Here is a 13,630-nt window from a genome sequence, read left to right on the forward strand (position 1 = left end):
GATAATGACACGGGATCAATCGAGATTTGGGCATGCGGTCGCCATGGTGATACTGGCAATGGCTCCGACGGCCGCATCGGCGGAGGACCTAATCGTTGCCGCGGTGTCCGGACCGCGCGGCGTCGACGGCGACGTCTGGAAGCCCGGTTCCATCGAAACAGTGGTTAACGTGTACGAGAGCTTAGTGCGCTATGGCTATAGGGCGGAGAACGGCACGCAGGTCATAGACTCGTCAGTGATAGAGCCGCACCTAGCTGAGAGCTGGACCGAGTCGGAGGACGGCACGGAGTATGTGTTCACGCTGCGTCAAGGTGTGAAGAGCTACTACGGAAATGAACTCACCGCCGACGACATTGTCTTCGGGTGGGAGAAGAGCAAGTCGCAAGGGCGTACCGGTAACTTTATCAGCACGGCCTCCCGCATAGAAACAGTGGAGGCCCTTTCCCCCTATAAGGTAAAGTACACCCTCATCCAACCGAACAACCTATTTCTGCGTGCGCTCTCGCACTACACGCCGATGCTCATTGACTCGACAGAGGCCAAGAAGCATGCCACCCCGGACGATCCCTACGCTACGAAGTGGTTCGACAGCAATACCGCGGGTTTCGGCGCCTACCATCTGATGAACAATCGAGCGGGCGAAGGTGCGATTTTTATTGCGAATCCGAACTACTTCGGAGAGAAGCCATACTTCGACCGCGTGATCTACCGGGAGATTCCATCAGCAGCGACACGTACCAGTCTTCTGATCGCTGGAGAGGTTCATATTGCCGAACAGCTGAACCAGCAGCAGCTTGCCATGGTTCACGCCACCGAGGGCACCAAGGTCATGAGCCATCCCGGCAGCGGCAGTGCCACAGTGAGGATGAACCCGCATATCCCGCCATTCGATGACCTGCGGCTGCGTCGAGCCATTCTCTATGCGGTCGACTACGAGGCGATTGATCAGGCCGTATTTGGCGGGGTGGGTGAGCGCTCCCAGTCGATCCTACCACCGTCGGTGCCGGGCTATATCAAGGCCCTATACTACGTGCACGATGCGGAGCGGGCAAAGGAGCTTCTGACTGAAGCTGGTTATCCCGACGGCATCGATATCGATCTCCACTATACCAGCGTGTTCTGGTGGGAGGAGCCGCTGGTTCTCCAACTACGCAGTCAGCTAGCCGAAGTCGGCATCCGCGTCACGCCGGTCAAGTTGCCGAACACGGAGTTTTCCGCCCGTGGCGCGATTGGTCGACGCGACCTGCCCTTCGCCACACACCTGACCAACGTGTTCGTGCTCGATCCCGGCTACGCCCTGTTCCTCAGCGCCCATAGCAAGGGCTCGTCAAACCGCAATGACTACTCATTCCCCGAGTTCGATGCACTGATCGAGACGGCTATTGTCGAGCGCGACCAGAAGAAGGCTATGGAGGCCGTGGCAGAGGCGCAGCGCCGCCATGCAGAGGATGCCACTTGGATTGATACATTCTTCCCAGGCACACATGTCGCCATGCGCGCTTGTGTTAAGAATTGGGTTTGGTACCCCACCAATCGGCTTGTTTGGCGGCAGTTAAGCTGCGAGAAATGAGTGCGTCGCTGGCCGCACCGCTCTGGCGGTTGCGGCCAGCTTCCTTCAGGGATTAAACCCGCAGCTTTTTCTTGGATCGTGAATGGCCATGCCTCCCCTCGCACGCATGATTCTCCGGCGCGTCGTCGTCGGAGTCCCCGCGATTTTAGGTGTGCTGGTTGTCACATTTCTCTTGGTCCGGCTGTCGGGTGAATCCCCGGCGACCTATCTGGCCGGCCCGCACGCCACGCAGGCGGAGGTTCAGGAGGTCAGTGAGAAGCTTGGCCTGGGCCGTAGCATCGGCGAGCAACTCTGGATATATCTGGGTGACGTGGCGCGGGGCGATCTCGGCGAATCTTGGCTCAGTGACCGGCCCGTGCTCGATGAATTAGCCGAACGCCTGCCGGTGACGCTGGAATTAGTTCTGCTGGCTATGCTGCTCGGGGGCATATCTGGCGTCCTGCTCGGATTGAAGGCTGCCTTCTCCGCGGGCGGCCGCCTAGACCGGATCATTAATATCGTTGCAATTACCACATTCTCGGTGCCTGTCTACGTCGTCGGGCTGCTTGCGATTCTGGTTGTGTTTTATTGGCTCGGCTGGGCGCCAGCGCCGATGGGGCGCCTCAGCCTCTCAGTGTTTCCGCCTCCCGTCGTGACCGGGAGTTATTTCATCGACGGGTTGCTTGCGGGCGACCTGGAGGTTGTTCGCTCGGCGGGCTATCAGCTCTGGCTGCCCACCTTATGCTTCTCGCTGATTGTCGCCGGGCCAACGGTCAAGCAGACGCGCGCTATTCTCCTCGAGGTCCTCGGCAGCGATTACGTGCGGTATGCGAGGGCCTGCGGCCTTCCACGGCGCGACATCAACCGTATTGCGATCCGCAACAGCCTTGTTCCCGTCGCCACCTTTCTCGCGTTTGAACTGAGCTATCTCTTCGCGGCATCGTCGCTGATCGAGTTGATCTTTGCTTGGGGTGGAATCGGCCAGTATGGACTGACGGCCATCTTGCAGGGAGACTTCACCGCCGTGCAGGGGTACGTCCTGTTTCTCGCCGCCTTTTCGCTTCTGGTCTATTTCCTGGCTGACCTATTTGTGTTTGTCGTCGAACCGCGAAGCCGTAGCTAATGACCGCCACCACTTCCATGCTTGGCCTGCCTTGGCGAAGCCTGCCGGTTATCGTGCGGGCGCATCAGGGAATTGCGTTCGGTGGCACGGTCATTCTCCTTTTCGCTCTGTTCATGCTGTTCGCGCCGGTTCTGGCTCCCTATGACCCGACGCACGCCATGCCGACGGCCGTGCTTCGGCCGCCAGACGCCCGCTTTCTCTTGGGCACCGACAGCAACGGGATGGACATCCTGAGCCGGTTGATCTACGGCAGCCGTTATGCGTTCGCGGTGGCTGTCCCGTCCCTGCTGGTCATGCTTGTCGTCGGGGTTCCGGTGGGCCTGCTTGCGGGCTACGTCGGCGGGTGGGCCGACGAGGTTCTGATTCGCACGACAGACGTGCTGCGTGCCTTTCCGACGATCATCTTTGCGCTGGCGGTGGTTGCGGCGGTCGGCCCGAGCCTGGCGACTCTCGTGTTGGTGATCGGGCTGCTCGATGCTCCGCTGTTTGCCCGGCTGGTGCGGGCCGAGGCGCTTGCGCTTCGCCAGGGCACATTGGTCGAATCCGCTGTCGTCGCCGGAAATGCACCGTGGCGTATTCTTTTCGTTCACCTGTTGCCCAACTGTATACAGGGCACCAGCGCTCTGGCAGCCTTGCGAATGGGTTGGGCAATTCGCATCAGCGCGACGCTGTCGTTCGTCGGAGTGGGTATCCAGCCCCCGACTCCGGAATGGGGTGTTATGATCCGGCTCGGGGCCGAGCACATCGTAACCGGCAAGTGGTGGGTGGTGCTGTTCCCTTCGCTCGCTCTCGTGCTGCTCGTGCTCGCGTTCAACGCAATAGGCGACGGGCTGGGGCGGGCGCTCGACCCCCGGCAGGAGAATAGATCACGATGACCCTGCTTACCGTCAAAGGTCTGCACACGCATTTCGTGAATCGACGACTTGACGGTTCACAGGCTGTCGCAAAGGCACTCAATGGCGTGTCCTTCAGTCTCGAGCGTGGCGAGGTGCTTGGCATCGTGGGTGAAAGCGGTGCAGGCAAATCGTTGACTGCACTGTCTATCCTCGGCTTGGTGCGCCCCCCAGGGCGCGTCGTGGCCGGCAGCGCATGCTTCGACGGAAAAGAGTTGATCGGTCTGGCCGATCCGGACCTGTCCCAGCTGCGTGGACGCCAAGTCGGCATGGTTGTGCAGAACTCAAAGGTCTCCCTCGACCCTCTCACCCGTGTCGGAGACCAGATCGCACGCTTAGCGGTGGCGCATCGCGGTCTTCCTTGGAGGGTCGCTAGAATCGAGGCAGTCAGGATGCTAGAGGCGGTGGGCATCCCTGCCGCAGCCGAAAGAGCCCTCGCTTGGCCGCATGAATTGTCAGGCGGTATGGCCCAGCGGGTTATGATCGCCATGGCGTTGATCAATGCACCGAAGTTGCTGATTGCGGACGAACCAACCACCGGGCTCGATCTTACGGTTCAGGCACAGGTTCTCGACCTGATTGCGGGTGAGGTGCGCTCGCGCGACCTCGCCTGTCTCTTGATCACGCACGACCTGGGCGTGGTAGCGAATTATTGCCAGACGGTCATCGTCATGTTTGCCGGTGCGGTGGTAGAGGGTGGTCCGGTCCAGACGGTGTTCCGTCGCCCCGCCCACCCCTATACGCGCACCTTGCTCGCTGCCGCTCGTGGCACTGTCGACCATTCCAATGACATCGGCCGGCGGACGCCACCCGACTTATTTGCTCTGCCCGAAGGCTGCCTCTACGCCGAGCGCTGTCCACTTGTGACGAACATCTGCCGCCGCCCGCCACCGGCGGTCCTCCAGGGCGCGGGACAGGAGGCGACCTGTCATCTGGCGTACCGAGACGAGGCAAAGCAGACCTCATGAGCGAGCTAATGGACGGGTCCGACGCTCAGGCAGAGCCGTTGCTCAGAGTGGACGGCCTCACAGTCGTCTTCGGGGGTGGCCGGCAGGGCGGGGGTCTGACAGCCGTGGACGGCGCATCGTTTACGATAGGTAGAAGCGAAACGATGGCGCTGGTCGGGGAGAGCGGGTCGGGTAAATCGACCATCGCCCGCGCTATCCTCGGTCTCATCCGTCCGACCTCGGGCGATATTGTGTTCAAAGGTCATCGCCTGACGCGGCTTCGCGGACGGGCGTTGCGCGCCCTGCGCCCACAGCTTCAGATGGTCTTTCAAGATCCTTGGGCGGCGTTGAATGCTCGGATGTCCGTCGCTCGACTAATCGAGGAACCGTTGCTGTTCGCGTCGAAGCAAAGCGCCCGAGTGCGGCGCGAACGGGTTCGCGAGTTGGTGAATGTCGTGGAACTCGACGAGTCCCTGCTTGAGCGTCATCCACCGCAGCTTTCGGGCGGACAGTTGCAGCGAGTCTGCATCGCCCGGGCAATCGCCTCGCGGCCTGATCTCCTGGTGCTCGATGAGCCGACGAGTTCACTCGATCTTTCCGTGCGGGCCAGCATTATTGACCTCCTGAGGCGCCTGCAGGCCGATACCGGTATGGCAATGCTATTCATCAGTCACGACATAGGAACAGTGCGTACGATCAGTAGCCGCTCGCTCGTCCTTCACCACGGACGCGTGATGGAGGTCGGGCCGACCGGTGAGGTGCTGGCAGCGCCCAGCCACCCCTACACAAAGAAGCTGATGGAGGCGTTCCTGCCGGTTGACCCGGATCGTCCGCGGCGAGACGTACTGGCCGCTGCGCACAATCGCCTAGGCTGACAGTATAGCCGCGGCGGTGTGCGACTGGCGGCTTCCCGATGCCGAATGGAGCCAGCCGAATGGCAGTTCCGCCGATCGGTGATGTGAGTTAACCGGCGCCCCCGATCCGGCGTGCGAGCTGGAACTTTTGCGAATAGGAAGCAAAGAAGGTGCGAATGGCCACCCAGGCGACTCTTGATGAAGTACGATGAGGACCCAATCAGTTTGCGCTCGATCGTTGCATTCACAGGTTGGGGATCCTGAGCGAGATCGACAGCAACTAGTCGGCGCACATGAACGGAAGACAGCTCATGGCAGATTTTGTTGATTTAGTCTGCTCGTGGCGGGGTTTCGGTGTCCGCTTCTGACCGATTCTGTTGAAAAAGTCTGATGTTGCGGCGGGCCGGTATCGTTGATTCATTGCAGCATTCGAAGCTGGAGTGAATGCGATGATGGGTTCGCGGCAAATTGACCAGGGTGCATTGTTCTACGAGTTCTCGCTCGAGGATCATGTGCCGGCGGACCACATGTTGCGATCGATCGACCGCTTCGTGGATCTCAGCATGGTGCGGCAGCATCTGGCCCCCTTCTACAGCCCGACCGGTCGACCGTCGGTCGATCCCGAGCTGCTGATCCGAATGCTGATCGTTGGCTATTGCCAGGGCATCCGCTCGGAACGCCGGCTGTGCGAGGAGGTTCATCTGAACCTGGCTTACCGGTGGTTCTGTCGGCTCGGTCTTGAGGGCGAGGTACCCGATCATTCGACCTTCTCAAAGAACCGTCATGGCCGGTTCCGCGACAGCGACCTCCTGCGTCACGTCTTTGAGACGGTGGTGCAGCGCTGCCTCGACGAGGGGCTGGTGGGCGGCGAGGGTTTCGCGGTCGATGCCAGTCTGATCAAGGCCGATGCCAGTCGCCAGGAGGGCATCGAAGGCGCCAAGGGCCTGCCGCCGAAGAAATCGAGCCGGGCAATCGATGAATATCTGGCCGTGCTGGACGACGCGGCGTTCGGGGCCGCGACCAAAGTGACGCCAAAGTTCCTCTCGCCGGCCGATCCAGCCGCGCGCTGGACCGGCGCACACGACGGCCAAGCCTTCTTTGCCTACTGCAGCAACTACCTGATCGATCTCGATCACGGTGTCATCGTCGATGTGGAGGCCTCGACTGCGGTTCGTCAGGCCGAGGTCAAGGCAGCCAAGACCATGATGGAGCGGACCGAAGCGCGTTTCGATCTCTACCCGCAAAGGCTCGCCGGCAATACGGGCTATGGCTCCGCCGAGATGCTCGGCTGGCTGGTGCATGAGCGCGGCATCGAGCCGCACGTGCCGGTGTTCGACAAGTCCAAACGCCGCGACGGAAGCTTCTCACGCGAGGACTTCACCTACGATCACCAGGGTGATGTCTATTTCTGCCCGACCGGCAAGATGCTGACCAGCAAGGGCACGATCGTGAACGACAACCAGCTCATGTATCGCGCCAGCAAATACGACTGCGAGGTCTGCAGCCTCAAGCCGCGCTGCTGCCCTAAGGAACCGGCACGAAAAGTGCCACGCTCCATCCACGAAGGCGCTCGCGACATGGCCCGAGACATCGCCTTAACCGACGCCTATCGAACCTCGCGGCGGCAGCGCAAGAAAGTCGAGATGTTGTTTGCCCACCTCAAGCGCATCTTGGGTCTCGGCCGCCTGCGATTACGGGGCCCCTGTGGGGCTCACGATGAATTCCTCCTCGCAGCCACCGCTCAGAACCTCAGGAAGCTAGCAAAGCTGATCCAAATGCCGCAGCCAGACCCAGCCGCTTAACAGGCAAACCCGGCAGAAAGATCAAACGGTCTCAGCTCGACAGGCACGCCCACCAGTTTTTCAACAGAATCGACCCATTGAGTAAGTCAGCTTGTGTACTCCAACGCTCATTCCCTTTCAGGCTGATCAGGTCTCTGCCTGTCGAATTCGACGGATGTATTGTATCAGCCACGACACGATAACTAGCACTGCCATTAGAAAAAACGTCACCGAGATCGGCCGGCTGAACACTTCTGAAAGATTTCCCCTAGTCATCTCCAGCGTCTGAATGAGGTTTCGCTCCATCATCGGTCCGATCACCAACGTCAGGATAAGGGGTATTATGGGAAAATCATTCTTGTGCAGGAAATACCCTACCACACCCGAGACAATGAGAATGTAGATGCCAATGACGCTTGAATAAATGGCATAGGACCCGATCATCATAAGGATGATGACCAGGGCGTAGAGCAACCCGCTCGGCACGCGAAGGACCGAAACCCAGATTGAGATCAGTGGAATGCTCCAGAACATCAAGAGCATATTGCCGACGATAAAACTCGCTACCACGCCCCAGACGACATCCGGATGATCCCGTATCAGCAGTGGCCCCGGCGTGATGCCGTGGACCAGAAAGCCGCCCATGATGATTGCGACTGTCGGCGTGGTCGGGATGCCAAGTGCTAACAATGGGATGATCGCGGCGGTCCCATGGCCATTGTTCGCCGCCTCCGGTCCGGCGACACCGCTTACGGCGCCCTTTCCAAATTCAGTACGATCGGTGCCGAACGTCTTTTCAGAACTGAATGCGATGAACGCTGAAACGCTTGGCATCATTCCGGGAATGAGCCCGAGAAAGAATCCGATTCCACTTCCCCTGACGATTGCGAGCCCAGATCTCTTGAACTCGGCCCAGCTCGGCAACAACCTGCCCACCTTGCCTACTCTTTCCTGTACGACCCGCTGCTCGCAGGCAATCAGTATGCTGGTAAAACCGAACACCCCCATCACCACCGGGACAAAGGAGATGCCGTCGAAGAGCTCGGGCACCGAACCGGTAAACCGCGGCAGGCCCATGGTCGGATCCAAACCCACGGTCCCAAGGAACAGGCCGAGCAGCCCCATCAGGGTTGCCTTCAAGAGTGAGCTGCCCGCCAGCACCAGCAGCATCGTCATCGCGAAAACCAACAGCATGAACTGCTCCGGCGGCCCGAAGCGCAACGCCGCCGAACTCAAGAATGGGGCGGCGAAGATCAGCCCTGCCGTCGAGACAATGCCCCCCGAGAAGGAGGCCACGGCAGCTATCGTGATAGCGACGCCGGCCCTCCCCGACTTGGCCATCGGGTGCCCTTCAATGCATGTGATGGCACTGCTGGCCTCGCCGGGGACATTGAGGAGCACGCTGGTGATGGTGCCGCCGAACATGCTTCCATAGTACACCGCTGCCAGCATGATGATCCCGCCGGTCGGATCCAGCGAAAAGGTGACGGGAAGGAGCACCGCGGCCGCGGCAGCGGGCCCCAATCCGGGAAGAACGCCAACCAACATTCCAATACCGGTGCCGAGCAACGCATACCAGATGTTGGTAATCGTGAGGGCATTCCAAAGATTGGTAAGAATTCCACTCACAGGGTCCATGCGAAACCACCCAGGTATGCGCTGACAATGCGATTGGATGCCGGGAGATAGACGCCCAGCAAGTACCAGAAGATGAACTCCATGGCCGCGCCGCCGCAGACTGCGACGATCATAACGATCATCCTGTTGCCCTTGTGCAAAACAAGCCCGAGCGTTGCGAGCGCAGCTAATGACGTCAGACCGACGCCCAGATGCGGAAGAATGACCGCATAAGCAGCGGAGACGACAATGATTGTCACGCTTGTGCTTGCAACGGAGAACGTGGATGCCGGCCTTTCGGCCTTGGCTTTGTCAGAGTCTCTTTTCAGTAAGAGCGGAACCGAGAACAAAACAAACAGTATCGAAATGACAAGCGGAAAGGTTCCCGGGGCCGGGCCAATGTCCGAGTACACGCCATAATCAACGGACATGAAGCCGGTGATCGATCCAAGAATTATGAAGCCCAAACCATAGAGACGGTCTGAAAGCATCAACAGGTCCTTCCTACTGCTCCACTATTGACCTCTCCCGGCCGGCCAATGAACTCGCATTTCGATCGAGCCGCTGCGCTGCCGGAGGAAACGTGCGATAGCTTCGCGGCCTATCAAGTGCGGCGTAGTCGATGCTGGAGACGCAGCCTCAGGACTGGAACGACCGCAATGTGGACACGATCCGGTCGAGCGCGTTGGCGAAGATTTTCTCATCCTGCGCAAAACAGATACGGAAATGCCCGCGCCCGCGCTCACCCGACTGGTATCCGGGATTCACAATCACCCCTGCCACATCCTGCAAGCGTAGGGCGATTTCCTGATCTGAGGCCCCTATGCCGATCAGCTTCGGAAATATGTAGGACGTAGCATGAGAGGCGCTGGCGCGGATGAAGTTCGTGTCCTTGAAGGCGTCAACGGCCATATCGCGCAACAACTGATACTCCTTCACGCGTCTGGCCACAAACTCCTGATCGTCCCGAATCCAATGAAGCAGCGTATGCTGCGCGTAGGCCGGCGCTCGAAGAGCAGAGACGCTCTGGACGTCCTCCATTCTGTCGACGATGTCACCTGGGGCGACGGCAACGCCCAGCCTATATCCGCTCATTGATTCGGTTTTCGACGGCCCGAGAAGGCTGATGGTACGCGCCTTTATGCCCTCCATCGCTGCGAGATGAAAGTAGTTCCGGCCCTCATAGACCAGCCGCGAATAGAGCTCGTCGGCAATGACAAGGACATCGTACCGCATGGCAAGCTCGGCAATCTGCTGCAGGGTTGCTTCGCTATGCACCGTTCCGGTCGGGTTGTTCGGGTTCGAGAAGAGAAACACCTTTGGCTTCTGGCGAAATGCGGCCTCCATCTCGTCCGGGTCGAAGGTGTGTCGACCATCCACTTCCCACCGCAACGGCAATTTTATGCACTCTGCGCCGAAATAGCGGATCAGGCGTTCGTTCGTCAGGTAGTCCGGATCGGCGATTATTGCCTTGTCACCTTCCTCAAGAACGGCGGCGAGCGCCGTATAGAGCGCGGCCTGCGTGCCCGGCGTTAGAATGAGTTCGCGTTTCGGATCGACGGGAATCCCCATCAAGCCGCCAACGCTGGCACCGACCGTCGATCGAACATGTTCTTCGCCGCGATAGGCCGTATAGCTACGGCCGCCGCTTGTCGCGGCCTCCACATAGCTCTTGATGGCCCAGGGCGGTGCCGGGAACCGCTTCGTATCGGCGTAGGTCAGGTCAAGCAGACCAGTGTGCCGTCCGGCGTTTCGCTCCAACTCACGCTCTGCCGCGCGCAGCGACATCCCTATGGACGGCAGGCGCTCCGGCAATGCCAGGCGTTCGATCCGATTGGGAACTCTTTGCTCTATACTTACTGTCATTTGGTGCTCCGGCTTACTTCAGGAAGCTGCTCTCCAGGCGCGTGTTCCTGGTCACGTACAATCGATATCAGCACGCGGAATCCATCGGCGATGTGGCGTTCAGTAATTTCGCGCACCTTCTCCGTTTCACCCTTTTCCGCAGCCCGCAGGATCTTCCAGTGCTCCAGGATAGACTTGTGCGCGCCGTGCTTGCTGCTGGCGAAGAACCGGATGTAACGGTCGCTGGTATCGCGCAGACGCTCAACAGAAGCGCAGGACTGTTCATACCCGGATGCCCGGTAGAGCGTACTGTGGAACTGCCGGTCCAATCGCACATAGCCTTCCACATCGTCGCGTTCGACCGCCTGCTCCTGCGCTTCGGTGAGCGCGGATAGCGACTCAATTTCCGCCGCGCTCAGCTTGCGGGCCCCTACCTCGGCAAGCATTCCCTCAAGCGCGCGCCGGCTTGCGTAGAGGTCCTCGAGCAAAGTCGCGGAGAGTGGCGCGACGATAGCACTGCGATGCGGACTGCTGATGACGAGACCTTCCGCTACTAGCCTTTCGATCGCCTGCCTCAGCGGCATGCGGCTGATTTCAAGCGTGGACGCCAGCGATTCCTGGTCGATACGGCGCCCGGGCTCCAGGCGTCCACTCAGTATCCATTGGCGCAGCAACTGGTAGGCAGACTCGCTCTTTGTCATGCCTTTTGCGGCGGGGACTCCGTCGGAAGCGGGGTTCGGGGTTTCAACTGTGCTCAATGCTTTGGCTTTCCAGCGTCATATTTGATCCAAAAACCTCTATTTGGATCACATTTTCTTTTACCTCTGGATCACCTGCGCTGTCAATGAGCGTTCATTGGCATCTCTATGTTATTAATAATACAAATCTTTCAATAATTTGACTGATCGTAGCCATGAAACGTTAAGTTCGGAGGTCAGATGTTGACATAATTTCTGGATCTAATAATGTACTCTACCAGAAATTGGGATCCAAAAATGCCTGATACCTGTACTCGCCCCCCGCCCCCCAACAAGAGCGAAATGACATTCGACCTGGGCGAATATGAGCCGCGCCTCGCCGCGGTCCGCCAGCGTATGGCCCAATCAGGGATCGACACCCTGCTGGTGCATACCTTCGCCAATATCTTCTACTTGATAGGCCATCAGACTACCGGAATGGCCAACTACCATTGCCTTGTCGTTCCGGCCGCCAGCGCCCCTTGCCTCGTGGTTCGGAGGCTGGAAGCGCCGCTGGCCGATGCATGCAGCTGGATCGACGACTTCGAGATCTGGGAAGATCACGAAGACCCAATCACGATAACGATCGAGGCGCTGCGTACGCGCGGGCTCGACCGCGGCACAATCGGTGTCGAACTGAGCTCGACCGCCGTTTCCGCGCAATTTGTCGAACGGACGCAGTCCGAGGTTCCATCCTCGACTATCAAGGATGCCAGCGGACTGGTGGGGGGCGTAAGGCGCATAAAGAGCGAGGCAGAGATCGAATGCATCCGCCAAGCCGCTGTCATCACTAGCAAGGGAGTCCGCGCGGCGCTAATTGCCATCATGCCTGGCGCTACCGAAAACGAGGTGGCCGCCGCAGCCGTGTCCACCATGTACCGGGCCGGGAGTGAGTTCATGTCGCGGGAACCCACTGTTTCATCCGGTCCGCGCTCCGGCATTGCGCATACGAGCTTCAAACGGCGGGTTCTTGAGACGGGCGACTCCGTTCTTCTCGAAATGAGTGGCTGCTTCAACCGGTACAATGCTCCGCTCATGCGCGTGGCATCTATAGGCGAGCCGTCTGATCGCATGAAGAAGCTGTCCGACGCCTGCCTGACCGGCCTGGAGGACGCAATCGCAACGGTGAAGCCTGGTGCGACAGCCGGCGATGTCGAACGCGCAGTGAGCGACGCCTATCGCGCGGCAGGTCTGTCTGCAGGCAAGCGTGCCGGCTATTCCGTGGGTATAGGGTTTCCGGTGACATGGATGGAGGCGGACATCATTGCTCTCAAGCGTGATGATCCCACGGTCCTCAAGCCCGGCATGGTTTTCCACATCGTTCCCGCGCTGCGGGAAGCGCGCAAGTTCTCAGTCGGCTGCTCGGAAACCGTGCTGGTGACAGAGAGAGGATCCGAAGTCCTGACGACGCTCGATCGAAGAGTGTTCGTGCTGTAATGCCTGGCCGAGACAACCAAATGTCCGAGGAGCAAAGGGCGGCACTTACGCCGCAGGAAGCGCGCGCATACTTCCGTGAAGGAGTTTGGCAGCGATCAACGCGCGGCTTCGCCGATGGCTATCTTCAATGTGGCGTGGTTTTCCTCAGGTCCACCGATGCGGCTGACTTTCTCGCCTTCTGCTGCAAGAACAACAGCGCATTGCCCTTCCTCGACGCCTTGCCGGCGGGCTCTGCCACTCCGGGCAGATTTGCGCCCGACGCCGACCTGCGCACTGACGTTCCCCTCTACCACATCTACAAAGACGGAGAGCTTGCGGACGAGGTTACCGACTTAAGCCGGTACTGGCGGGGCGATATGGTCTCCTTCCTCCTGGGCTGCAGTATCACCTTCGATGCAGCCCTGAAGGCCAATGGCATTCCGAACCGCCAACTCTCAGAAACTGGCGAGCCCACTATGTTCGTCACCGGGATCGAGTGTGTGCCAGCGGGCCGCTTTGAGGGTCCTCTTGTCGTCAGCATGCGGCCAATGCTCCCTTCGCAAACCATCAGGGCCATACAGGTTACCTCAAGGTTTCCGCATACCCATGGCGCCCCCATTCATTTCGGCAATCCGGCGGCAATCGGCATTGCCGACATCTCGCAGCCTGATGTCGGTAGGCCGGTGCGAATCCTGGAGGACGAAGTTCCAGTCTTCTGGCCCTGCATAGGGACGATCTGGTCTGTCGTAAGCAGGACCAAGCCGGAGCTGATTATCACGCATGCGCCAGGCTGCATGTTTATCGCAGACAAGATTGGGGAAAGCATGTCCATCTTGTGAAGCCCAGGTAACACTGAACAGGGAGAGTT

The 13,630-nt window shown here is 59.5% G+C and carries 12 protein-coding genes; 8 read left to right on the forward strand and 4 right to left on the reverse strand.

Annotated elements, in window-relative coordinates:
* The first annotated feature begins 4 nt into the window (after positions 1-4).
* The 6 genes from ACP146_RS13850 (at position 5) to ACP146_RS13875 (ending at position 7,168) form a co-directional block, all read left to right on the forward strand.
* The gene (locus tag ACP146_RS13850) at positions 5-1,570 is read left to right on the forward strand and encodes an ABC transporter substrate-binding protein (RefSeq protein ID WP_422367350.1); all 1,566 of its coding nucleotides are present in this window, start codon (positions 5-7) and stop codon (positions 1,568-1,570) included.
* Positions 1,571-1,652: 82 nt separating this feature from the next.
* Entirely contained in the window at positions 1,653-2,672 is a 1,020-nt protein-coding gene (locus ACP146_RS13855; RefSeq protein ID WP_422367351.1) for an ABC transporter permease, read from the forward strand.
* Complete coding sequence (locus ACP146_RS13860; RefSeq protein WP_422367352.1) at positions 2,672-3,547, forward strand: ABC transporter permease; 876 nt, start codon at positions 2,672-2,674, stop codon at positions 3,545-3,547. The genes ACP146_RS13855 and ACP146_RS13860 overlap by 1 nt, the downstream gene beginning before the upstream one ends.
* On the forward strand, positions 3,544-4,533 hold the full coding sequence (locus tag ACP146_RS13865) for an ABC transporter ATP-binding protein (protein WP_422367353.1): 990 nt from the start codon (positions 3,544-3,546) through the stop codon (positions 4,531-4,533). The genes ACP146_RS13860 and ACP146_RS13865 overlap by 4 nt, the downstream gene beginning before the upstream one ends.
* Before the next feature lie 8 nt (positions 4,534-4,541).
* Positions 4,542-5,387: an ABC transporter ATP-binding protein gene (locus tag ACP146_RS13870; protein WP_422369651.1), complete on the forward strand. Its 846-nt coding sequence runs from the start codon at positions 4,542-4,544 to the stop codon at positions 5,385-5,387.
* 428 nt (positions 5,388-5,815) lie between these two features.
* Positions 5,816-7,168, forward strand: coding sequence for a transposase (locus ACP146_RS13875; protein ID WP_422367354.1), 1,353 nt, complete (start codon positions 5,816-5,818; stop codon positions 7,166-7,168).
* Positions 7,169-7,294: 126 nt separating this feature from the next.
* Here the strand turns inward: ACP146_RS13875 and ACP146_RS13880 are convergent, their stop codons facing one another.
* From ACP146_RS13880 to ACP146_RS13895, 4 genes are all read right to left on the reverse strand, one after another.
* The gene (locus ACP146_RS13880) at positions 7,295-8,785 is read right to left on the reverse strand and encodes a tripartite tricarboxylate transporter permease (protein WP_422367355.1); all 1,491 of its coding nucleotides are present in this window, start codon (positions 8,783-8,785) and stop codon (positions 7,295-7,297) included.
* A complete protein-coding gene (locus tag ACP146_RS13885; protein ID WP_422367356.1) occupies positions 8,773-9,255 on the reverse strand; it encodes a tripartite tricarboxylate transporter TctB family protein in 483 nt (160 codons plus the stop codon). The genes ACP146_RS13880 and ACP146_RS13885 overlap by 13 nt, the downstream gene beginning before the upstream one ends.
* Before the next feature lie 148 nt (positions 9,256-9,403).
* A complete protein-coding gene (locus ACP146_RS13890; protein ID WP_422367357.1) occupies positions 9,404-10,630 on the reverse strand; it encodes an aminotransferase class I/II-fold pyridoxal phosphate-dependent enzyme in 1,227 nt (408 codons plus the stop codon).
* On the reverse strand, positions 10,627-11,367 hold the full coding sequence (locus tag ACP146_RS13895) for a GntR family transcriptional regulator (protein ID WP_422367358.1): 741 nt from the start codon (positions 11,365-11,367) through the stop codon (positions 10,627-10,629). Before ACP146_RS13895 ends, ACP146_RS13890 begins: the two co-directional genes overlap by 4 nt.
* A gap of 282 nt (positions 11,368-11,649) precedes the next feature.
* Here ACP146_RS13895 and ACP146_RS13900 point away from each other — a divergent pair, with 282 nt between their 5' ends.
* Positions 11,650-12,783: a M24 family metallopeptidase gene (locus tag ACP146_RS13900; protein WP_422367359.1), complete on the forward strand. Its 1,134-nt coding sequence runs from the start codon at positions 11,650-11,652 to the stop codon at positions 12,781-12,783.
* A gap of 20 nt (positions 12,784-12,803) precedes the next feature.
* A complete protein-coding gene (locus tag ACP146_RS13905; RefSeq protein WP_422367360.1) occupies positions 12,804-13,601 on the forward strand; it encodes a D-glutamate cyclase family protein in 798 nt (265 codons plus the stop codon).
* Positions 13,602-13,630: the final 29 nt, after the last annotated feature.

Origin of the sequence: Pelagibius sp. (assembly GCF_965249265.1) — a bacterium.
Classification (GTDB): domain Bacteria; phylum Pseudomonadota; class Alphaproteobacteria; order Kiloniellales; family Kiloniellaceae; genus Pelagibius.